General features: G+C 60.5%; 24 protein-coding genes. 9 read left to right on the top strand and 15 right to left on the bottom strand.

The genetic code is table 11. The annotated features are described in order from the left end of the window. Positions 1–120: 120 nt before the first annotated feature. Complete coding sequence (locus tag K7A42_RS06475) at positions 121–1002, bottom strand: branched-chain amino acid aminotransferase (protein WP_004440555.1); 882 nt, start codon at positions 1000–1002, stop codon at positions 121–123. Between the two features lie 338 nt (positions 1003–1340). Here K7A42_RS06475 and tam point away from each other — a divergent pair, with 338 nt between their 5' ends. Next, positions 1341–2111: a trans-aconitate 2-methyltransferase gene (gene tam, locus K7A42_RS06470; RefSeq protein ID WP_004440553.1), complete on the top strand. Its 771-nt coding sequence runs from the start codon at positions 1341–1343 to the stop codon at positions 2109–2111. A 247-nt stretch (positions 2112–2358) separates the two neighbouring features. On the opposite strand, the gene K7A42_RS06465 is transcribed toward tam, so the two are convergent. Together K7A42_RS06465 and K7A42_RS06460 are read right to left on the bottom strand one after the other, a co-directional pair. After that, the gene (locus K7A42_RS06465) at positions 2359–2727 is read right to left on the bottom strand and encodes a VOC family protein (protein WP_282455002.1); all 369 of its coding nucleotides are present in this window, start codon (positions 2725–2727) and stop codon (positions 2359–2361) included. A gap of 48 nt (positions 2728–2775) precedes the next feature. Next, positions 2776–3483 (bottom strand): helix-turn-helix transcriptional regulator, encoded by a 708-nt coding sequence (locus tag K7A42_RS06460; RefSeq protein WP_282455001.1) that lies wholly within the window; start codon positions 3481–3483, stop codon positions 2776–2778. A 186-nt stretch (positions 3484–3669) separates the two neighbouring features. Between K7A42_RS06460 and K7A42_RS06455 the strand changes: the two genes are divergently transcribed. Together K7A42_RS06455 and K7A42_RS06450 are read left to right on the top strand one after the other, a co-directional pair. Continuing rightward, positions 3670–4593: a bestrophin family protein gene (locus K7A42_RS06455; RefSeq protein ID WP_022555805.1), complete on the top strand. Its 924-nt coding sequence runs from the start codon at positions 3670–3672 to the stop codon at positions 4591–4593. A 111-nt stretch (positions 4594–4704) separates the two neighbouring features. Beyond that, positions 4705–5532, top strand: a complete 828-nt coding sequence (locus K7A42_RS06450; protein ID WP_282455000.1) for an aldo/keto reductase — start codon at positions 4705–4707, stop codon at positions 5530–5532. A gap of 25 nt (positions 5533–5557) precedes the next feature. On the opposite strand, the gene K7A42_RS06445 is transcribed toward K7A42_RS06450, so the two are convergent. The 3 genes from K7A42_RS06445 to K7A42_RS06435 all read right to left on the bottom strand — a co-directional run bounded on the left by K7A42_RS06445 (position 5558) and on the right by K7A42_RS06435 (position 8024). Further along, the gene (locus K7A42_RS06445; RefSeq protein ID WP_282454999.1) at positions 5558–6169 is read right to left on the bottom strand and encodes a LysE family translocator; all 612 of its coding nucleotides are present in this window, start codon (positions 6167–6169) and stop codon (positions 5558–5560) included. Between the two features lie 187 nt (positions 6170–6356). Continuing rightward, on the bottom strand, positions 6357–7196 hold the full coding sequence (locus K7A42_RS06440; protein WP_282454998.1) for a helix-turn-helix transcriptional regulator: 840 nt from the start codon (positions 7194–7196) through the stop codon (positions 6357–6359). Between the two features lie 69 nt (positions 7197–7265). Continuing rightward, positions 7266–8024, bottom strand: coding sequence for an SDR family oxidoreductase (locus tag K7A42_RS06435; RefSeq protein ID WP_282454997.1), 759 nt, complete (start codon positions 8022–8024; stop codon positions 7266–7268). A gap of 102 nt (positions 8025–8126) precedes the next feature. Between K7A42_RS06435 and K7A42_RS06430 the strand changes: the two genes are divergently transcribed. Beyond that, positions 8127–8558: a winged helix-turn-helix transcriptional regulator gene (locus K7A42_RS06430; protein WP_220330039.1), complete on the top strand. Its 432-nt coding sequence runs from the start codon at positions 8127–8129 to the stop codon at positions 8556–8558. A 6-nt stretch (positions 8559–8564) separates the two neighbouring features. On the opposite strand, the gene K7A42_RS06425 is transcribed toward K7A42_RS06430, so the two are convergent. Then, entirely contained in the window at positions 8565–8957 is a 393-nt protein-coding gene (locus K7A42_RS06425; protein ID WP_045532513.1) for a hypothetical protein, read from the bottom strand. Positions 8958–9269: 312 nt separating this feature from the next. Between K7A42_RS06425 and K7A42_RS06420 the strand changes: the two genes are divergently transcribed. Then, positions 9270–10841, top strand: coding sequence for a helicase HerA-like C-terminal domain-containing protein (locus tag K7A42_RS06420; protein ID WP_278067288.1), 1572 nt, complete (start codon positions 9270–9272; stop codon positions 10839–10841). Positions 10842–10897: 56 nt separating this feature from the next. Here the strand turns inward: K7A42_RS06420 and K7A42_RS06415 are convergent, their stop codons facing one another. From K7A42_RS06415 to K7A42_RS06405, 3 genes are read right to left on the bottom strand one after another with little or no spacing between them, the layout of a single operon-like run. Next, the gene (locus K7A42_RS06415; RefSeq protein ID WP_282454996.1) at positions 10898–11248 is read right to left on the bottom strand and encodes an Atu4866 domain-containing protein; all 351 of its coding nucleotides are present in this window, start codon (positions 11246–11248) and stop codon (positions 10898–10900) included. Next, the gene (locus K7A42_RS06410; protein ID WP_282454995.1) at positions 11245–11721 is read right to left on the bottom strand and encodes a carboxymuconolactone decarboxylase family protein; all 477 of its coding nucleotides are present in this window, start codon (positions 11719–11721) and stop codon (positions 11245–11247) included. The genes K7A42_RS06415 and K7A42_RS06410 overlap by 4 nt, the downstream gene beginning before the upstream one ends. A gap of 10 nt (positions 11722–11731) precedes the next feature. Continuing rightward, a complete protein-coding gene (locus K7A42_RS06405) occupies positions 11732–12454 on the bottom strand; it encodes an SDR family oxidoreductase (RefSeq protein ID WP_282454994.1) in 723 nt (240 codons plus the stop codon). 121 nt (positions 12455–12575) lie between these two features. On the opposite strand from K7A42_RS06405, the gene K7A42_RS06400 reads away from it, so the two are divergent. Continuing rightward, on the top strand, positions 12576–13472 hold the full coding sequence (locus K7A42_RS06400; RefSeq protein WP_035209479.1) for a LysR family transcriptional regulator: 897 nt from the start codon (positions 12576–12578) through the stop codon (positions 13470–13472). 39 nt (positions 13473–13511) lie between these two features. On the opposite strand, the gene K7A42_RS06395 is transcribed toward K7A42_RS06400, so the two are convergent. The 3 genes from K7A42_RS06395 to K7A42_RS06385 form a co-directional block, all read right to left on the bottom strand. Beyond that, a complete protein-coding gene (locus K7A42_RS06395; protein ID WP_037091688.1) occupies positions 13512–14291 on the bottom strand; it encodes a VOC family protein in 780 nt (259 codons plus the stop codon). 93 nt (positions 14292–14384) lie between these two features. Next, entirely contained in the window at positions 14385–14873 is a 489-nt protein-coding gene (locus K7A42_RS06390) for a DUF1579 domain-containing protein (protein WP_035209477.1), read from the bottom strand. A gap of 29 nt (positions 14874–14902) precedes the next feature. Further along, complete coding sequence (locus tag K7A42_RS06385) at positions 14903–15631, bottom strand: DUF899 domain-containing protein (RefSeq protein ID WP_035209476.1); 729 nt, start codon at positions 15629–15631, stop codon at positions 14903–14905. 149 nt (positions 15632–15780) lie between these two features. On the opposite strand from K7A42_RS06385, the gene K7A42_RS06380 reads away from it, so the two are divergent. The 3 genes from K7A42_RS06380 (at position 15781) to K7A42_RS06370 (ending at position 18656) form a co-directional block, all read left to right on the top strand. Then, on the top strand, positions 15781–16227 hold the full coding sequence (locus K7A42_RS06380) for a MarR family winged helix-turn-helix transcriptional regulator (protein WP_004440524.1): 447 nt from the start codon (positions 15781–15783) through the stop codon (positions 16225–16227). A gap of 87 nt (positions 16228–16314) precedes the next feature. Continuing rightward, positions 16315–16737, top strand: coding sequence for a YciI family protein (locus K7A42_RS06375; RefSeq protein WP_004440523.1), 423 nt, complete (start codon positions 16315–16317; stop codon positions 16735–16737). Between the two features lie 404 nt (positions 16738–17141). Further along, positions 17142–18656, top strand: a complete 1515-nt coding sequence (locus K7A42_RS06370) for an ABC-F family ATP-binding cassette domain-containing protein (RefSeq protein ID WP_077986734.1) — start codon at positions 17142–17144, stop codon at positions 18654–18656. A gap of 40 nt (positions 18657–18696) precedes the next feature. Here K7A42_RS06370 and K7A42_RS06365 read toward each other — a convergent pair whose 3' ends face one another. After that, positions 18697–19458 (bottom strand): RES family NAD+ phosphorylase, encoded by a 762-nt coding sequence (locus K7A42_RS06365; RefSeq protein ID WP_035209472.1) that lies wholly within the window; start codon positions 19456–19458, stop codon positions 18697–18699. Next, a complete protein-coding gene (locus tag K7A42_RS06360; protein ID WP_004440515.1) occupies positions 19418–19801 on the bottom strand; it encodes an MbcA/ParS/Xre antitoxin family protein in 384 nt (127 codons plus the stop codon). The genes K7A42_RS06365 and K7A42_RS06360 overlap by 41 nt, the downstream gene beginning before the upstream one ends. Between the last annotated feature and the right edge of the window lie 9 nt (positions 19802–19810).

Genomic DNA, 19810 nt, shown 5'->3' with positions numbered 1-19810 from the left:
TTCTGTTTTCTAAAATTGGATTAAATTACCCCCTGTTTTCAGGGTTTTTTTGCATCGCAAAAAATGGCCATGACCGACCGAATGTCTGTCATGGCCGTTTCACGCGAATAGATGCAGAATTCAGACGTCTGCGCCGAGACGTGCCCATTCCATGTAAAGATCAAGCGCCTTGCGGGCGACCGGGCCGGCCTGCAGCTCGCGGTCGTCGAGCTTCACGACAGGCGAAACCTTGGAATAGTTGCCGGAGCAGAAGATTTCGTCGGCCTCACGGAAATCCTCAACCGAAAGCGTCGCTTCCCGCACGTCAAAACCGGCCTGGCGCAGAAGACCGATCACGCGTGAACGGGTGATGCCGGCAAGGAAGGTACGGTTCGGGACCGGCGTGAGAACGACGCCGTCCTTGACCATGAAGATGTTGGCGGAGGCTGACTCCGCGACATTTCCGTTCATGTCCCGCATCAGGGCGTTGTCGAAACCGCGTGAGCGCGCTTCCAGAATCGCGCGGCCGCTATTCGGATAAAGGCTGCCTGCCTTCGCGTCCGTCATTGCCGTTTCCGGCGAAGGGCGGCGCAGCGGCGAGACGGTGAGCGTCAGCGGCTTGCCGGCGTCCATCGGCGCTTCGAAAAGGCAGAGCGCAAACCGGGTGGAACTGGCATCCGGTGCAACGACGCTGCCGGGCATGCCGTGTTCGGCCCAGTACATAGGCTTGATGTAGATCGCCATCTTGCCGTCGAATTTCTTCACGCCTTCGAGCGCCAGGGCCTCGATTTCCTCGGCGGTCATGGTCGGCTTCATGCCCATGTTGACGGCAGAGCGATTGACGCGCTGGCAGTGCAGATCAAGGTCAGGCGCGACGCCATCGAACCAGCGTGCACCATCGAATACCGTAGAGGCCAGCCACATGGCATGCGAGGTTGGCCCGATGAGCGGCGGATTGCCAGGCAGCCATTGACCGTCAACATAGGTCCAGGTGGTTGATCGGGGTGCGGTATCGACGCTCATGATGGTCTCCTGTCTCGAGCGTTTCCGTTCGGTAAAAAACGCTCCGTCTTTTTGTTCTGATGCATTGCCGGATGAGGAACGCTGTGCGCGCGCAACCGGGCATGTGCGGGAAATCGGCCGGAGTGAATGCCTCTCCCTCAATGAGGTCAAGTTTTAATTGCCGCGATTTCTGATTTTGATGGAAAATAACAAAGCAGCGGCCCCGCCAGGATGTTTTATGAGGCGAAACAAAAGGTTGGTGAATAGATTCATCACAATAATTCATCGATTGAATGATGGCGGGGCGATTTCGCCCATGCGATGCTGACGATCTGACGGCAGTCCGCAGGAGAAAAATCATGGCATGGTCCGCACAGCAATATCTGAAATTCGAAGACGAGCGGACGCGCCCGGCGCGGGATCTCCTGGCCCAGGTGCCGCTGGAGCGGGTGCTGAACGGCTATGACCTCGGTTGCGGTCCCGGCAATTCCACCGAGCTTCTGACAGACCGTTACGGCGTCAATGTCATCACCGGTATTGATAGCGATGATGATATGCTGGCGAAGGCAGCAGACCGGCTGCCGACCACCCGCTTCGGCAAGGCCGACCTCGCGCATTGGAAACCGGCGCAGAAGGCGGACCTGCTTTACGCCAATGCCGTTTTCCAGTGGGTGCCGGATCATCTCGCCATTCTTTCGCAGCTGATGGACCAGCTGGAAAGCGGCGGCGTTCTGGCCGTGCAGATGCCTGACAATCTGCAGGAGCCGACGCATATCGCGATGCATGAAACAGGTGACGAAGGCCCATGGAAACAGACTTTTTCCGATGGCCGGTTGCGGCGCAAACCCCTGCCCGCACCGTCGGATTATTTCAATGCGCTTTCACCGAAATCCGTGCGGGTGGATGTGTGGCACACGATCTATAATCACCCGATGAAAGATGCGGATAGCATTGTCGAATGGGTGAAGGGCACGGGGCTGCGCCCCTATCTCGCCGCCGCCGGCGAGGAGAACCGCGAAGCCTTCCTCGCCGACTATACGCGGCGTATCAGGGAGGCCTATCCGCCGATGGCGGATGGCCGGTTGCTTCTGCGGTTTCCCCGCCTTTTTGTCGTGGCGGTCAAGACGTAGGGCATCAGATGCGACGCGATTGTCACACGCGGACGCCTCCCCACCGCCCTCATTCCTGTGCCTGTCCCAGGAATCCAGCCAGCCCAAGTCCTTGGGCTGACAGGGCTCTCCCCGCCGCGCAGACGCGCGTCGACTGGATTCCTGTGACAAGCACAGGGATGAGGAGAGTGCGGAGCAGGACGTGCGGAATACCGCGTGCATGGACGAGGATGGCTTTATTTGACCAACCCGGCCAAACCGCTTGTCATCACCTCGCGAAGGCATAGACCCGGAGGCGATGGCTGTCCGGGTCGGCGGCCGTGAAGGTATAACCGAACTCCATTTTCGCTGGCTGCTGCAGCATGGCGACGCCTCTTGCCTTCCAGCTCGCGAAAGTCTCTTCCACCTGAAGGTCGTTTTCGACGCGGAAGGCGAGTTCGACGCCGCCGCCCGTAACAGATGCCTTCGGTTCCACCGTGTGCCGCGACCAGAGGCCGAGCTTCATGTCGTTGGCAAGGACGAAGAGGGAAAATGTCGGGGAGGCTTCGACGGGATCGACGCCCAGCAGGGCCTTGTAGAACTCGGTGCTGGCCGGCGGATTATCGACGTAAAGAATGGTGAAATCGGGGTGGGTCATGGTTGTTCTCCTGTGTTGCGGATGAACGGTTTCTAGACCCCGATGCTGTCAGTTTTTGTCAGCATGTTGCCGCCGCCGCTGTTTTTCCCGTTCGCGCCATTCTTTCAGCAGCACCTGGCGGCGGCGCGGATAACGGCCGTCGAGGGGACGAAAGCTTTCGATGCGGTCAGCCCGGAAACTGCGGTAGTCCTGCCGTGTCTCGCACCAGCCCAGCACCACCCGCACCAGATCGAAAAAAGCGAGTGCGAAAGGCCAGATAACCCGCTCCGTCACGTCCCCCTTTTCGTCGCGATAGGTGATGACGACCCTGCTTTCCCTGCGAATCGTATCGCGAATGGCCGCCAGATCGACATGGATGGCCGCAAGCCCCTGCCCCGGACCGACAAGCAGGGTGGAGTGATCGAGTTCCTCCCGCAGGGCTTCGGGCAGAACGGCGCCGATCTTGACGAGTGCGGCGCGCGCAGCCTCCGCCAATCCGGCATCGGCGCGGCCCGCCACCCAGCGCGAGCCGAGCACCAGCGCCTCGATTTCGTGCTGGGAAAACATCAACGGCGGCAGCAGGAAACCGGGACGCAGCACATAACCCACGCCCGCTTCGCCCTCGATATCGGCGCCCTGCGCCTGAAGCGTTGCTATATCACGGTAAAGCGTGCGCAGGCTGACGCCGGTCTTCGCGGCAAGGGCTACACCACTCACCGGCATGCGGTGGGAACGAAGAATCTGCAACAGATCAAGAAGCCGTTGTGAACGTGACACGCGACATTTCCTTCCACCCCGCACGGTCGGATCATCTATTGACGATGCCCGCGATAGACGCGTAGCGCTGCCAGCCGCCGTGCGCAACCACGCAAAAAAGGGTGGACAAGGCCGCCTAGCCAGCATGTAGATAGGTTAGGGATTTTCAGGCGCCCCCACCCGCCACAGGCATTTCGAGTTTCCACCATGATCGTTCGTCCAAAACCGAACCTGCTGCAGCTTTTCCTCATCGTGCGCGGCTCCATCATCGTCCGCATCTTTCCGCAGGTGCTTGCGGTTTTCCTGCTGTCGACGCTGGTGGTCTGGGCGCACAAGGATCGCCCGGATCTGGTGCCGGCGCTAAATGGAGCGCCGTTCTCGCTGCTCGGCATCGCGCTTTCCGTATTCCTCGGTTTTCGTGCCAATGCCTGTTACGACCGCTGGTGGGAAGCCCGCAAGCAGTGGGGCGCGCTGATTACCGTGGCCCGCACGCTCTCGCGTCAGACCGTGATGCTGGAAGGCCGGCAGGATGTGGCCGATCCCGTCACCCGCAGACGGATCACCGATCTTGTCATCGCCTTCTGTCACGCGCTGGTCTCACATCTGCGTCCGGCGAATGCGACGGTCACCACCGACCTCATTCCGGAGGACCTTTCGCTGACCTATGCCCGCAGCCGCAACAGGCCGGACATGCTGCTGCGGGAAATCTCCGGCGCCATCGTCTCCGCTCATGGCAAAGGCCAGATCAGCGATATACAGTTGCAGATGCTGGATGCGACCGTGCAGCAGATGGGCGCCGCACAGGCTTCGTGCGAGCGCATTCGCCACACGCCGGTTCCTTTCGGTTATTCGCTGCTGCTGCACCGGACCGCGCATCTTTTCTGCCTTCTCCTGCCGTTCGGTTTCACCGATCTGCTCGGCTGGGCGACGCCTTTCACGAGTACGTTGATCGCCTATACGTTTTTCGGCCTCGATGCGCTGTCCGACGAGCTGGAGGACCCCTTCGGCACCGGCCTCAACGCGCTGCCGATCAATGCCCTTGCCACCACAATCGAGATCAATCTGCGCGAGGCGATCGGCGATACCGACCTGCCGGCCGATCCGCGTCCGGTGGATTACGTGCTGATGTGACTGGCGTCGCCGGGTTGAAACCGATCGTGCGGATACCAGTTAATGAAAGACGGCTTCCATGCCCCCCGGCGTCCGCGCCGGCCATGTTTCAGCAAACAGGAGAGACATCCCATGTATGACGTCAGCGCAAATGGCGCGAACATTCCCGCCCTCGGTTTCGGCACCTTCCGCATTCCGGAAGACGATGTCAGGCGCATTCTGCCGGAGGCGCTGAAGCTCGGTTTCCGCCATGTCGATACCGCGCAGATCTACAAGAACGAAGGGGCGGTAGGCGAAGTCATCGCCAAGTCGGGCATTTCCCGGCACGATATATTCCTGACCACAAAGGTCTGGGTGGACCGCTATCGCCACGACGATTTTCTCGCTTCCGTCGATGAGAGTCTTGCAAAGCTGAAGACCGACTATGTCGACCTTTTGCTGCTGCACTGGCCAAAGAGCGATGTGCCGCTTGCCGAGCGCATGGGCGCGCTGAACGCGGTGCGCAAGGCCGGAAAGGCACGCAATATCGGCATTTCCAACTTTAACGTGGCGCTGACCGAAGAGGCGGTGAAACTGTCCGACACGCCGCTTGCCACCAACCAGATCGAATATCACCCCTATCTCGACCAGACGAAGGTGATTGCGGCTGCGCGCAAGCACGGCATGTCGGTGACAGCCTATTACCTGATGGCCGACGGCAAGGTGCCGAACGACACTGTTCTGAAGGATATCGGCGCGAGGCATGGCAAAACCGCCGCGCAGGTAACCCTTCGCTGGGCGGTACAACAGCCGGATATCGTGGCGCTTTCCAAGACGGCGACGGAAAGCCGCCTCAAGGAGAATTTCGATATTTTCGATTTTGCGCTCTCGGAAGAAGAAATGCAGGCAATCCATGCGCTGGCAAAGCCAAATGGCCGCATTGTCAGCCCCGGCCACCTCGCGCCCGACTGGGACAACTGAGACGACGGGGCCTTGCGGTCCCGTCTTATCGCTCGGTCAAGGCCAGCTTTGCCCCCAGCGCCACGAATGCGGCGGCGAAGCTGCGTCTCAGCCAGGCGAGGACCGCCGGGCGTGACACCACCTGCCACCGGACCGAGGCGGCAAAACAGCCGTAAAGCGCAAAGACCAGAAACGTCATGGCCATGAAGATCAGCCCGAGATCGACCATGCGCCATGTCGGCAAAGCTTCATCCGGCGCGATGAACTGCGGCAGGAAGGCAAAAAAGAAGATCGACAGTTTCGGGTTCAGCAGATTGATGAGGATCGCCTCACCGATGACGCGGGCGGCTTTTTGCGGCTGCCTCGTTTCATCGATCTTCAGCGCGCCATTCTCCTGCAGCGTGTTCCACGCCATGTAGAGCAGATAGGCGACCCCCAGATATTTGACCACGCTAAAGGCCAGCGCACTGGTGTGCAGGATGGCGGCAAGACCGGTGATGGCGGCGAGCAGATGCGGCACGATGCCGAGCGTGCAGCCGAAAGCCGCAATGACGCTCGCCCGCGCCCCCTGCGAAAGGCCGGCAGCCAGCGTGTAAACCACGCCGGTGCCCGGAGAGGCGGCAACGATGAAGGATGTGATGAGGAATTCGGGTGTCATGGTGGGTCTGTCCTGTGGGTGAAGGGCAGGAGCATGAGGGTGCGTGGGATCGTTGTCTTGGATGAAATTGCAGGGCCAAATCCGCACACCGTCACCCCGGCCCCCGAGCCGGGGTCCAGCGTGGTCAAGTCCTTGACCACGAAAGACTTCTTTCACGGCGCAGACGCGCCATGGCTGGATGCCGGATCTAGTCCGGCATGACGGAAGAGAGCGACGATCCGCCGCCCGTCGCCGCCCGGTAAACCGCCGGCGTCACCCCGAACTGGCGCAAGAAAACCCGGTTCAGATGGCTCTGGTCGGCAAAACCGGCAAGGAAGGCAACCTCGGCCGGCGGCTTACCTCCGGCCAGCGCGTGCCGGGCCAGATGGACGCGCCGCTGGAGAAGATAGCTGTGCGGCGTCAGGCCGGTTGCTTTTGCGAAGGCGCGCAGGAAACGGAATTGGCTCATGCCGGCTTCCGCGGCCAGATCGGCAAGGCGGAACGGGTGGGCAGGGTCGTCATCGATGCTGCTTTTCGCGCGCCTGATGGTGTCGGGCGAGGTCACCACGGGCGGTTTAGCCGCCGTCTCCATCGCAGCCGCCAGAAGCATCAGCAAGGTCTCGTCGCTGTGCAGGGTTTCGCCCGGTCGTTCCTTCGCAGTGACGGCGGAAAAGACAGCGTTGAACCGCTCCGCCAAAGGCCTTGCATCAACAGGATAGGCGAATTCGAAAAAGCCGCGATCCTTCTCACAGACATCGGCAATGACATCGCGCACGATATCGATGTCGAGATAGAGCATCCGCCAGGCGCGGCCGCCCTCCCCGAGCGGGATACCGTCATGTATCTCGCCGGGATTGACGGTGATGACCTGACCGGCGGCCGCTTCCACCATGCCACGGCCGGAAAGCGATTTCTGCGCGCCGCGTTCGATGACGCCGATACCGAATTGATCATGCATATGGCGTGGGAAAGAACGATCGCTATCCGCCGCTACGGCGACGACACCGGGCATGCTGGTTTTCGGCATCAGGAACCGGCCTTGGGCCATGAAAGCACGCACTCCTCAGATGGAGCGCGACGCTATCACAGGATGTCCCCATGCGACAGACGTTGCCGCTCAAGGATGCATATGGTTGATCATGGCAAAGACCTGATCGAAATTTCCGTTCTGCGCGGCAAACCGCAGCGGCTTGCAGCGTTCCACCACCACTTCCTTCTCGTCCGCACGATTTTCGAGGATATCCATGACCTCGGAAATGAAGGCATCAAGCGGCATGGCTCTTTCATCCTTCGCCTGCCCCTCACCCATCAGCGTCGTCTGCACGTAAGGCGGAACGATTTCGATGACTTCCACCGGCGTCTCTTCAAGCTGCTCGCGCAGAGCGACCGAATAGGCATGAATGGCGGATTTGGTGGCGCTGTAGGTGGGGGTCAGCACCATCGGCACGAAGGCGAGGCCGGAGGAGACCGTCAGCACCGTCGCGGCGGGTTGCTTGAGGAAATGCGGCAAAAGCGCCGCCGTCAGGCGGATGGGTGCAAGAAGATTGGTGGCGATGGTTTCTTCGGCCGTGTCCAGATAATCCGGGGCTGCGGCGATGTCTTCCGGCCGCATGATGCCAGCATTGTTGATGACGGCGTTGAGAGTGGGATGGGCCTTTACGACAGCCTCTGCGAAAGCGCGGATGCCAGCCGCGTCCGTCGCATCCATCACCATCGAGGCCATGCCGGGATTGGCGGCCGTCACCTCGTCGAGCACGGCCTTGCGCCGGCCGGAAATGATGACCCTGTTGCCGGCCTTGTGAAAGGCCTCCGCCAGAGCACGACCGATGCCGGAACCGCCGCCGGTGATGAGAATGGTATTGCCAGAGATTTTCATGGGAACATCCTTTGCTTGTTGGCTGAAGGAAGTTAGCTATGATACTCTCCAATCGAAAGTAGGCACCCAAAAGATTTATACTTACCAAATGGAGAGTGTAAGATGAAGCGGCATGCAGCCGACCCGGCCATCGAGAACCGGCGCAAGGTTCCGCCACCGACGGATACAGATCCGGCAATAGAGGCGCTGGTTCAGGACATCATTGCCAAGGTGGCCGACAAATGGACGATGCTCATTCTCGAAGTGCTGGAAGAGCACGGCACGCTGCGCTTTACGCAGATTGGCAAACATGTGGGCAATATCAGCCAGAAGATGCTGACGAAGACGCTGCGGCAGATGGAAAGCGACGGGCTGGTGCGCCGCACGGTGCATCCCGTCATTCCCCCACATGTGGATTATGGCCTGACGAACCTTGGCCGCACGCTGGGCAGCGCTTTTTGCGGGGTGTGGATATGGGCGGAAACGCACCATGCCGAAATAGAAGAGGCGCGGCGACGGTTCAACGAACAGCCGCCACGCCCCGCGATGGAATAGTCCGACTCAGGCGAACTGGCTGAGGCCCGGGACCGAGGCGATCACCTGATCGACGGTTTCATCGCCGGCATGCTGGCGGGCAGCGGCGATGGTTTCCTTGGCGAGGGTGGAAATCTCGCTCATGCCAAGGCCCTGGCTCATCAGCTGCTGGCCAAGCCCCATGATGCCGCCGCCGCCGATGGCGCTCATCAGGCCACCGAGCAGACCGCCGCCGCCGGCACCTTCGCCATTATACTGCGCCACCAGCTCGCTCGCGCCGGGAATGGCTTCGATCATCCGCGCGATCGGGCCGTCTGCAGCCTCGCGCTGGAGAAAACCGAGAATCATGCCAATGGCCTTTTCAGCCAGTTCAGGGTCGATCCCCGCCTTTGCGGCGATCTGATCCACGACTTCGTTCATTCTTGCCTCCTGTTGAAAAACGACGTCAACTTCTGCGAACTGACGTTAACGTCAACGTAAAACAATCTCATGTGGCATTCAAGCGGCCATGAGCGGTGCGGCAACTTTCATCAAGCGCTTTTTCTTCATCGCCATCAAGCAGTTGTTGCGCCTTGAAACTGTCCTTATAAGATCATCGCAACCAAACTATGAAAGGGCTGCTCCCTGCCGGAGTGTCCCTATCATGCCGGAACACTTTTAATTCGGACATGACTTTTGCAAAATCCGCCGCGATTTCAGGGGTCGTGTTTCAGCCGCAGGAGAAATTGGTCGATGTTGCAGGACGGACAGCTCTATATCGGCACCAGCCGCAATCCGGATGACAGCCTGAACAAGGGCGAATATCTGGAACTGAAATTCGGCAACCGCCACGGCCTCATCACCGGCGCGACAGGCACGGGCAAGACCGTGACGTTGCAGGTTCTGGCAGAAGGTTTTTCGAAGGCCGGCGTGCCGGTCTTCTGCGCCGATATCAAGGGTGACCTTTCCGGCATCGCAGCCGAGGGCGAAGCGAAGGACTGGGTCCAGAAGCGCGCCGAACAGATCGGCTTCACCGATTTTTCCTACGGCAAGTCGCCTGTCATCTTCTGGGATCTCTATGGCGAAAAAGGCCATCGCGTGCGTGCCACCATCGCCGAAATGGGGCCGCTGCTGCTCGCCCGGCTGATGGATGCTTCCGAGGCGCAGGAAGGCGTTCTCAACATCGCCTTCAAGATCGCCGATCAGGGCGGGCTGCCGCTGCTCGATCTGAAAGACCTGCAATCGCTCCTCAACTATATGGGCGAAAACGCAACGGAACTCTCCAACCAGTTCGGGCTGATTTCCAAGGCTTCGGTCGGCTCGCTGCAGCGCGGGCTGCTGGTTCTCGAACAGCAGGGCGCTGCCAATTTCTTCGGCGAGCCGGCGTTGAAGATCGCCGACATCATGCGTGTGGGCACGGATGGGCGCGGCACGGTTTCGGTTCTCGCCGCCGACAAGCTGATGATGAACCCGCGCCTTTACGCCACCTTCCTGCTCTGGATGCTCTCCGAACTCTTCGAAGAGCTTCCCGAGGTCGGCGATCCGGAAAAGCCGCGTCTGGTGTTCTTCTTCGATGAAGCGCATCTGCTGTTCAACGATGCGCCGCGCGTGCTGGTGGAGCGTGTGGAGCAGGTCGTGCGCCTCATCCGCTCCAAGGGCGTTGGCGTTTATTTCGTGACGCAGAACCCGCTCGACGTGCCGGAGACCGTGCTTGCCCAGCTCGGCAACCGCGTGCAGCATGCGCTGCGCGCCTATACGCCGCGCGAACAGAAAGCCGTGCGCACGGCAGCCGATACGTTTCGACAGAACCCGGCCTTCAACACGGCAGATACCATCACCACGCTCGGCACGGGTGAAGCGCTGATTTCCACCCTGCACGACAAGGGTGCGCCCTCCATCGTCGAGCGCACGCTCGTCAGGCCACCATCCGGCCGCGTCGGACCGCTGACGGATGCGGAACGCAAATCGCTGATCGATCTCAGCCCCGTCTCCGGCCAATACGACAGGGATATAGACCGGGAATCGGCTTTCGAGATTCTTGCCGCCCGTGCCCAGAAGGCGGCGGAGGCCGAGGCTGCGAAGCGTGCTGAAGAAGAAAATGCCCAAAACCAGTCCGACAACGCCTCCGGCCGCTGGCGCCTGCCCGGCTTCGGTGATGACGAACCTGCGCAAAATTCCAGCGGCTCACGCAACGGCGGCACGCGCCGTTCCGGCTACCAGCGCGAAACGGTGATCGAGGCCGCGATGAAAAGTGCTGCCCGTTCGGTCGCGACTTCGGTAGGCCGCGCCATCGTGCGCGGGATTTTGGGTAGTTTGAAGCGATAGTAACAAGCGCGCCGCCCGCTCTCGATGGAGCGGGCGGCGCTTGATTGGCGTGGTTATCACTTCTCGCGATAGAAGATCATGCCGCCGTGGTAGAGAATGTCGTCCACGAATTCGCCATCGGCCGTAAAGCCGGTGTCATCCCAATAGTCGATGTGGTTTCCCTTCACCTCATATCGTCCCTGATAGGCGCTCTTGCGGTTACCCCGCGCCTCGTCATAGCGGCCATTGGGCAGAAGTTCCTGACGAATGTGGCCATCGCCGGTGACCCACATGCCGACATACGGATGGTTCTGGATCTCCGCGTTTTCGGTCATGTTCACTTCCGTGGCGTTGCTAGATTTGCGGTTCTCCCCTTCGGCGGAAGCCGCCGCAAGCAGAAGCGCAACCGATGTCGATACGATGTTCATTGTCTCTCAACTCCCGTTGCGGCATTGGCGCGGCGTTCCTCGAACAGTTCCGCAAGCGTGCGTGATGCGGCGATGGCCTTTGGGAAGCCCGCAGGAACGGTGATGAGATAGATCATCTCCTTCAGTTCCTCGTCGGTTGCGCCCACATTCAGCGCATAGCCGGCGTGGACCTTCATCAGATCGCGCTCGCCAAGGGCCGCCATGACAGCGACGGCGGCCAGCTGGCGGGTGCGGTTATCCAGGCCCCGCCGCGACCAGACCTCACCCAGGGCATACCCTTCTGTTGCCTGCGCCAGGAACGGAAACTCCTGCCGCATGCGCTCCAGATTGGCCTGCGGCTGGCCATTGTTGAGGCTGCGGACGACCTCATCGCCGCGTTTCAAACGGTCATCCATGTGCTGCGTATTTGCGAGTGCGGCGGCAGATCCCGCGAGCATGGCAATCGCAAGCGCGGTCGAAAAAATGGCTTTCATGTCAATCTCCTCAGGCAGCGGTGGGGCGGACAACGATTTCGTTGACGTCCACATCGTCAGGCTGTTCGATGGCGTAACGAACGGCGCGGCCAATGGCATCGGGCTTCAGGGCGATGGCTCTGTAGCTCTGCATCAGTTCGGCAGCCGCCGGATCGGTGATGGTGTGGGCGAGTTCGCTTTCCACCACGCCGGGGTGAATGCAGGTGACACGCAGGTCGCGGTTTTCCTGCCGCAGCCCATCCGAAATCGCCCGCACGGCAAATTTCGTCGCGCAATAAACGGCCGCCGTTGGCGAAACCGCGAGCGCACCGATGGAGGCGATGTTGATGATGTGGCCGGAGGCACGTGCGGTCATCTCGGGCAGAACGGCCGCGACGCCATAAAGCACGCCCTTGATGTTGACGTCGATCATGCGGTCCCATTCATCGACCTTGAGCGACAACATCAGCGACAGCGGCATGATGCCGGCATTGTTGACGATGACGTCGATCTCACCGAAAGCCTTGCGGCCTGCCTCTGCGAAGGCCTCGACGCTCTGCCTGTCGGTGACGTCAAGCGCATGGACGACGACGTCGGCGCCCGTGCGGCGCAGTTCTTCGGCCAGCGACTCAAGGCGATCCAGCCGGCGCGCGCCGAGCACCAGTTTTGCGCCGGCGGCGGCCAGCTCTCGCGCAATGCCTTCACCGATCCCGCTCGATGCACCCGTGATGAGAACAACTTTGTTCAATGTCATGGCTATCTCCTTGCTGTTACGGTCGGCTTTTTCGAAATCGACCGTTGCAGGGAAGATAGCGCTCAGGCATTGTCGCGATAACCGCCTTAATATTTACCTCAATGGATAGAATTTCTAACCAATGAACATTGACCTCAATGCTGTTTCGACGTTCTGCCTTGTTGCCGAGGAACGGAATTTTCGCGCCGTCGCGGACAGGCTGGGCGTCACCCGCTCCGCTGTCAGCCAGACCATCCGCAAGCTTGAGGAGACAATGGGAATTGCGCTTGTCCAACGAACCACCCGCAGCGTGAGCCTGACGGAAGCGGGGCAGCAGCTTTACGCTGATGTCTCGTCTTCCATAGGCGCGATCTCGCAGGCGGCGCAGGCGGCCTCATCGCTTGGCGGCACGGTGCGCGGTCAGCTTCGGCTGGCGGTGTCGTCCATTGCAGAACGTTTCTTGTCGGGACCTCTGCTCGCAAGCTTTGCCGAGGCACATCCCGAAGTGCAGCTCGACATCGTCGTGACGGATGAAGAATTCGATATTGTCGCCGAGCATTACGATGCCGGCGTGCGTCTGGGAGAGCTCATTGAACAGGATATGATCGCCGTGCCAGTATCGGCTCCGCAGCGGCAGCTTGCCGTCTGTTCTCCTGGATACCGTAACAGTTTCGCCCTACCGACGCAGCCACGCGAGCTGATAGAGCACAGGTGCATTGGCTGGCGGCCCCGTCCCGGCGTTGCGCCATATAGATGGGAATTTGCCGAAAGCGGCCGGGAGTTTGCGGTGGCGGTGGAGCCTGCTTTCACCACCAACGACATGCAGCTGATGATCAAGCTCGCCTGTGCCGGTGCAGGCATTACCTTTGGCATGGAAGAGACATTCCGGCCCTATCTGGAGCGCGGAGAGCTTGTTTCCATGTTGGAAGACTATTCGCCCAGCTTCGCAGGGTTTTATCTCTATTATCCCAGCCGTCGCAACCTTGCGCCGAAGCTGCGGGCCTTTATCGATCATGTTCGCCTGTCGAGAGAGCGATGATCTGCCGGACGTTGCCCCGGCAGATCATCAGCAACAGACTTATTTCTTCTGCGAGACCAGCGAGAAATAGGCGCCCTGCGGATCGACGCAGTTAACGATCCAGCTGTCGCCGGGCACTTCCATCGGGCCGTTGACGACCTGTCCGCCGCCGGTGCTGACGCGAGTGATGGCGTCATCGATGCCATCCACATTGAAGTAATAACCCCAATGGCAGACGGGAACCTGCGGCATGCGTTTCATTATGCCGCCAACGGCTTTGCCGTTATGGGCGAAGATGCGGTACGGGCCCATTTCGCCCATGTCGAAATCATGGTCCTTGGTCCAGCCGAAGACATCGCCGTAGAAGGCCATCGCTTCATCGACATTGTCGGTGAAGAGTTCGTACCAGCCGACATGGCCCTGTTTCGCCTGCGTATCCTCAGGGAAACCGCCGGTTTCCATTGGCTGCGGCGTCATGATGCAGAGCACGGCGCCATAGGGATCGGCCACCACGGCAAAGCGGCCGATTTCCGGGATATCCTGCGGCGGACGTCGGATCGCGCCACCTTTTTCGGCAAAACGTTTTGCCGTCGCGTCCACATCGTCGACATCGACATAGGCCGTCCAGTTCGGAGGAATGCCCTGGCCCTTGTGCTCGTCGGTCAGTTCCATGACGCCGCCCATGCCCTTGCCGTCGGCTTCCAGCACGAGATAGGGCATTTCCGGCGAGCCGAAATCCTTGGTCTGCCAGCCAACGACATGACCATAAAAGCGGGCGGCCGCTTCCATGTCGGGTGTCATCAGCTCGACCCAGATGAATTTTCCATGCGTATCGGACATTGTCGTCTCCTATGGAGGGTTTGGCGGGTGTTTCGGCAAGCGCCCGCCGCAGGGCGCGGCGGCACGTTCGTTCAGATCAAGTCCCGGCGAGCTTTACGACTTGCGCCGGAACTCCGATGTCATGAAGGTCTTGAATGTGCCGTCCGGCTGCCTGACGCTGCCGGAGAAACTGCGGTGATTGTCATCATGCAGCACCAGCACGTCGTGATAGGTCGCGGTGCCGCCGGAACCGTCGAAAGCGGGGCCTTCCGCTTCCAGCGTCAGGGTCTTGCCGTCCTCTTCCAGCCAGCCCTTGTAGACCCAGAGATGCGTCATCATCGACCCTACCCAGGTGCCGACAAAATTGCCCTTGGCCGGATCGAAGCCGACCGTTATGACGGCCGTCATCCGGTCGCCGTCAGGCATCCTGCCGGAGCCTTCGCCGATGATCCACAACCCGCCGATGGAGCGGACGGTCTCCGTAAAACGCTGGTCCGGATCATCAGGATCGTATCCTTCATGGCCGGCAACCATTACCCAGTCGCCGACGAGCCTAGACAGGAATTCGTGTTCCTTCTGCGGCTTGACGCTTTCCATTTCCATTGTCGTCTCCTCCTCTCGTCTTGCCGTTTTCAGTGGCAGCAGGATGCGGCTTTCGGCGCGTCCTCATATTGGTCGTGGCGGCGCACCCAATCCATTACACCCTCTTCATTACGGCCTTTTGGCACCAGATCGAGCAGCATCAATGTGCCGAGCGTCTGCTCCGCGCCGCGGGCATAAGTGGAATAGGTGTGATAGATCTTGCCGTCCTCGCCCTTGGCGAAAACGCTGATGCCGTGCAGGTCCTTCAGGTCGCCATAGGGCGCCATGTCACGGTAATTATAGGTGATTTCGCCGCTTGCCATGTCCTCGTCGCGAAACGAGGCCTGATAATCGTAATTGAAATCCGTGCCTGCGGCTGAAACCCAGGGGAATTTCCATCCCATGCGGTTTTTGTAGCTTTCGATCTTTTCAAGCGGTGCCCGCGACACCGCGACGAAGCCAGCATCGCCATGCTTGAGATGGATCAGCGCGCCATCGACGTGGTCGGCGAAGAAGGAGCAGCCAACGCAGCCCTCCTCCCAGTCCGGCGCCAGCATGAAGTGGTAGACGATCAGCTGACTGCAATCACCGAACAGCTCCTGCAGCGATTTGGGGCCGGAAGGCGCGTCGAAGATATAATCCTTCGTCACCTCCTCCCACGGCAATGCGCGACGGGCTTCGTTCAGCCTGTCACGGGCACGGGTCAATTCCTTTTCCTTCACCAGCAGATCGCGGCGGGCCGCAAGCCACTCCTCTTTTGAAACGACGGGATGAGACATGATCTTTCCTCCTTGGATCCGTCCTTCACCTCGGCGCCGCTCCGTCCCAACGGCCGGCACCGCCTATTTCTGTGCTGAAAGGCAACAAACAGTCTGCAGAGCACCAAGTTCCGCTTGACTAATTAGGTTGATATCAACATATTTAGCGCATGTCAAACGTCAGCGTGATTCCTTTTGCGACAACCATTCTCGTGCGTGATTCCTGCCTGTGCCTGCATGCACAGCGTGCGGCACGGGCGCTGGCACGGCTGTTCGACAATGCGTTGAAGCCGGTGGGCATCAACAATGGTCAATTTTCGCTGCTGATGTCGCTGAACCGCCCGGAGCCACCGCCGATGGGCCCGGTCGCCAATCTTCTGGCGATGGACCGCACGACGTTGACGGCGGCGCTGAAGCCGCTGGAGCGGCGCGGGCTGGTCAGCATCGAACAGGACCCGAAGGACAAGCGCGGCAAACGGCTGCGGCTGACGGCTGACGGGATGGCCGTACTCGCCGCCGCGTTTCCGATATGGGAGCAGACCCATGCGGAAATCGAAGCAAAGATTGGAAGCGGTGACCCTGAAAGATTGCGCCGCGACCTCATCGATCTTGGCTGACAGGGGCGGAGCGCTCCGGCAAGACTGTCATCCGGTTGTCGCGCCGGAGAGCGAAACTGAACGAAACGCAATCCAGGAGGAATGATCATGCGTGCAATCGTTTTTGTAAAAGCCACAAAAAGCAGCGAAGACGGCGTGATGCCGACGACGGAACTGATGGAGGCAATGGGGAAATTCAACGAAGAACTGGTCAATGCCGGCATCATGCAGTCCGGCGACGGCCTGCACCCCTCCTCCAAGGGTAAGCGCGTGATCTTCGACGGCGACAGCCGCACCGTGATCGACGGTCCCTTCCCGCACACCAACGAGCTGGTCGCCGGTTTCTGGATCTGGAACGTGAAGGATATGGACGAGGCGGTGGAATGGGTGAAACGCTGCCCGAACCCGATGTTGGAGCGCAGCGAAATCGAAATCCGCCCTATGTTTGAAATGGAAGACTTCGGCGACGCGGTGACACCTGAAATCGCCGCTCATGTCGAAGAACTGCGGGCGCGTGTCGGCAACCAATGACGCCAGCGGGCCAAACGAGCCCGGCTGAAAGGATCAGGTGCGGCATCGACTAAATCTCACACCGGGTAGGCCTTGCCGCATCGGCCCTACCCACCCCTTCTCAAAGTGGGTTGCAACGGATCGCCGCCGCTGTTAATGGTCGGGCGGTTCAACCCGTTTCAAGAAAGGAGGCTTCGCATGGATATTTCCTGCTTCTGGCGCAATCGTCAGCTCTGCCACCTTTTTGCCCTGCGGACACGTTTGCAGGGCTGACCGGAACACCACCCTCTGGTTTGCCTAAAAGGCCGCGCAGGACGCAGTTCGTCTGCCATTGCGCATAGTTTCACGACGGATCACCGATAACCGAACCCACGTCCTGCACGCGCAGGCAACGGTGCGGGTCCGTCTTCGCCAGAGACGACATCATGACCATCATTACGCTGCGCAACCTCGGTATCATCCTTGGCAAACCGCTTTTTTCCAATCTCAGCCTCACCGTGAATGCGGGCGACCGCATCGGCATCGTCGCCGCCAATGGTTGCGGCAAGTCCACCCTGCTCAATTGCCTGGTGGGCGACATGGAGCCCAGTAGCGGCGACATCACCCGGCTGCGCGGGCTCACCCAGTCCATCGTGCGCCAAAATCCGCCTGCCGCCCTGATGGAGCTGACCATGCGGGATGCTGTGCTCTCCGCCCTGCCGGCGGATACGATCGATAGCGAAAGCTGGCGCGCAGACATCATCTTCGATGACATGCTGGTGCCGGAGCCGTTTCGCGAGCGTCGCCTGAAAGAACTGAGCGGCGGCTGGCAGAGGCTTGCCATGCTGGCCAAGGCCTGGATCACAGAGCCTGACGTGCTGCTGCTCGACGAGCCGACCAACCATCTCGACCTTGAAAAGATCAACGTGCTGGAAAGCTGGCTGGGCGCCCTGCCGCGCGACACGGCCGTCATCATCGTCAGCCACGACCGCGCCTTTCTCGACAATGTCACGCGGACGACGCTTTTCCTGCGGCCTGAGAACTCGGCGCTGTTTCGCCTGCCCTATGGCCGTGCGCGCGCGGCGCTGGAGGAGGAGGATGCCGCCGATGAGCGGCGTTTCCAGCGCGACATGAAAACCGCACAGCAGCTGCGCCGGCAGGCGGCCAAGCTCAACAATATCGGCATCAATTCCGGCAGCGATCTCCTGACCGTTAAAACCAAGCAATTGCGCGAGCGTGCGGAAAGGATCGAGGAGAAAGCGCGCCCTGCCCATATCGAACGATCCGCCGGCAAAATCCAGCTCGCCAATCGTGGCACCCATGCCAAGGTTCTGGTCACTCTGGAGGATGTTCCCGTCTCGACGCCGGATGGAACAGTGCTGTTCCGCACCGGCCGACAATTCATCCGCCAGGGCGACCGCATCGTCATTCTCGGTCGCAACGGTGTCGGCAAGACGCGGCTGATGTCACTGCTGCAGGCGGCGGTGACGGGTGATGGCCATATTCAGGAGGGCATCAAGGCCACGCCCTCGCTGGTGGCCGGATATGTCGACCAGTCGCTTGCCGACATCGATGACGACAGCACGCCGGCGACGCTTCTCTCGCATCGCTTCGACATCGGCGACCAGCGCATCCACGGCCTGCTCGCCGGCGCCGGCATCGACATGGAAATGCAGAAGCGCCGGATCGCCACGCTCTCAGGCGGGCAGAAGGCGCGACTTGCCATGCTGGCGCTCAGGCTGGCGGAGCCGAATTTCTACCTGCTGGACGAGCCGACGAACCATCTGGATATCGAGGGACAGGAAGCGCTGGAGGCGGAAATCATCAGCCGTGAAGCCAGCTGCGTCTTCGTTTCGCATGACAGGAGTTTTGTGCGGACGGTAGGTAACCGCTTCTGGCTGATCGACAAGCGCAGGCTGGTGGAAGTTGACGACCCGGAAGCGTTTTTCGCTTCCGCCTGACATCATCGGCCCGCCAAGAAGATGAAACAGAGAACGCCCGTCAGCCCAGCAGGCTGGCGAGGCGTGGATCACCGGCAAAATCCGCGGCCGAAAAACCGGTTCGCCGCATCGGGAATTCGCACAGCGCCTGCACCCCGGTTTTCGAAAGATGGATGCGCCAGCTCATCCGCTCCACCGGCGATTTTTCGGCGAAGGCCTTCGGCGACAGGATGGCAATGTTGAGGCCGCCTGCCGGATCGCGCACCGAGCGGTAGAGTATGGCCTCGATCCGGGCGAGACGCGCCTGATCCGCCAGTGTCTGACAAGCTTCGTAATTCGTGGGATCAGTCCACAGGGCCTCGTCACGGTTGAGTGCCGGTTCGGTCAGATGCAGCGCGGCATCGGTGGCGACGCGGGCGGCAAAGGCGGAATAATCGGCTGGATTGGCAGGCAGCGGCGTGCCAGGCGATTCGGCGTAGAACAGCAGCCGGTAAAAGGCCATTTCAGCAAGCGCCGTTTCCACCTTCGCGGCGGCGTAATAAACGCCTTCGGTATAGCCCGCGCGGCGGAACCGCGAGCCATGCGGATAGGCTGCGCCATAACGGAAGGGCGTCGCGAGAAGATAATCAAAACCGGCGCATTCGGGTGGAAACGGCCGCTTGCTCGCCTCCAGAATATCTTCCAGCAGCGATTGCTCTTCCACCGTATCCACCAGCTTCATGGTGGAAACCTGGTGCTGCGCCTCCACCAACCGCCAGTATTTTCCCGCCGCAGCGCGTTTTTCAGACAGGAGCGCGTCGGGCGTCCAGATAGGAGAGGACATCGATCAATCCGGTAATGGTAGTCAGCTTGTCGGCAGGTACGGCGCCGAGCGCCGTGTTATGATTGCGCAGCCAGCTTTTCGCCACGGCCTCGTCGCCGCCGGCAATCGCATCCAGCGAACGGAAAACCCGGATCAGCAACACAGCCAGTTCAAAAGATTTGGCACCCGGCTCCAGCAGGAAATCAAGCCGCTTCATACGCGACACCGTGGGCGCGGAAACGCCAAGAATATCCGCCGTGCGGGCGGCATTCAGGCCGAGCCGCTCCGCGGCGGCGATGACAGCCTTGGTGACGACCCTGCCTTGCGATGCGGGGTCCGCGGTGGCCTTGGTGTGAATATTCATGGGTCTATC

Origin of the sequence: Agrobacterium sp. InxBP2 (genome assembly GCF_026191755.1) — a bacterium.
Classification (GTDB): Bacteria; Pseudomonadota; Alphaproteobacteria; order Rhizobiales; family Rhizobiaceae; genus Agrobacterium; species Agrobacterium pusense.
Note: the sequence above shows the minus strand (reverse complement) of the source record. Positions and strands in the feature narration are given on the sequence as shown.

Coding starts and splice junctions, on each gene's coding strand:
- K7A42_RS06475 (WP_004440555.1), bottom strand. CDS start 1,002: ATGAGCGTCGATACCGCACCCCGATCAACCACCTGGACCTATGTTGAC.
- tam (WP_004440553.1), top strand. CDS start 1,341: ATGGCATGGTCCGCACAGCAATATCTGAAATTCGAAGACGAGCGGACG.
- K7A42_RS06465 (WP_282455002.1), bottom strand. CDS start 2,727: ATGACCCACCCCGATTTCACCATTCTTTACGTCGATAATCCGCCGGCC.
- K7A42_RS06455 (WP_022555805.1), top strand. CDS start 3,670: ATGATCGTTCGTCCAAAACCGAACCTGCTGCAGCTTTTCCTCATCGTG.
- K7A42_RS06450 (WP_282455000.1), top strand. CDS start 4,705: ATGTATGACGTCAGCGCAAATGGCGCGAACATTCCCGCCCTCGGTTTC.
- K7A42_RS06445 (WP_282454999.1), bottom strand. CDS start 6,169: ATGACACCCGAATTCCTCATCACATCCTTCATCGTTGCCGCCTCTCCG.
- K7A42_RS06440 (WP_282454998.1), bottom strand. CDS start 7,196: ATGGCCCAAGGCCGGTTCCTGATGCCGAAAACCAGCATGCCCGGTGTC.
- K7A42_RS06435 (WP_282454997.1), bottom strand. CDS start 8,024: ATGAAAATCTCTGGCAATACCATTCTCATCACCGGCGGCGGTTCCGGC.
- K7A42_RS06430 (WP_220330039.1), top strand. CDS start 8,127: ATGAAGCGGCATGCAGCCGACCCGGCCATCGAGAACCGGCGCAAGGTT.
- K7A42_RS06425 (WP_045532513.1), bottom strand. CDS start 8,957: ATGAACGAAGTCGTGGATCAGATCGCCGCAAAGGCGGGGATCGACCCT.
- K7A42_RS06420 (WP_278067288.1), top strand. CDS start 9,270: ATGTTGCAGGACGGACAGCTCTATATCGGCACCAGCCGCAATCCGGAT.
- K7A42_RS06415 (WP_282454996.1), bottom strand. CDS start 11,248: ATGAACATCGTATCGACATCGGTTGCGCTTCTGCTTGCGGCGGCTTCC.
- K7A42_RS06410 (WP_282454995.1), bottom strand. CDS start 11,721: ATGAAAGCCATTTTTTCGACCGCGCTTGCGATTGCCATGCTCGCGGGA.
- K7A42_RS06405 (WP_282454994.1), bottom strand. CDS start 12,454: ATGACATTGAACAAAGTTGTTCTCATCACGGGTGCATCGAGCGGGATC.
- K7A42_RS06400 (WP_035209479.1), top strand. CDS start 12,576: ATGAACATTGACCTCAATGCTGTTTCGACGTTCTGCCTTGTTGCCGAG.
- K7A42_RS06395 (WP_037091688.1), bottom strand. CDS start 14,291: ATGTCCGATACGCATGGAAAATTCATCTGGGTCGAGCTGATGACACCC.
- K7A42_RS06390 (WP_035209477.1), bottom strand. CDS start 14,873: ATGGAAATGGAAAGCGTCAAGCCGCAGAAGGAACACGAATTCCTGTCT.
- K7A42_RS06385 (WP_035209476.1), bottom strand. CDS start 15,631: ATGTCTCATCCCGTCGTTTCAAAAGAGGAGTGGCTTGCGGCCCGCCGC.
- K7A42_RS06380 (WP_004440524.1), top strand. CDS start 15,781: ATGTCAAACGTCAGCGTGATTCCTTTTGCGACAACCATTCTCGTGCGT.
- K7A42_RS06375 (WP_004440523.1), top strand. CDS start 16,315: ATGCGTGCAATCGTTTTTGTAAAAGCCACAAAAAGCAGCGAAGACGGC.
- K7A42_RS06370 (WP_077986734.1), top strand. CDS start 17,142: ATGACCATCATTACGCTGCGCAACCTCGGTATCATCCTTGGCAAACCG.
- K7A42_RS06365 (WP_035209472.1), bottom strand. CDS start 19,458: ATGTCCTCTCCTATCTGGACGCCCGACGCGCTCCTGTCTGAAAAACGC.
- K7A42_RS06360 (WP_004440515.1), bottom strand. CDS start 19,801: ATGAATATTCACACCAAGGCCACCGCGGACCCCGCATCGCAAGGCAGG.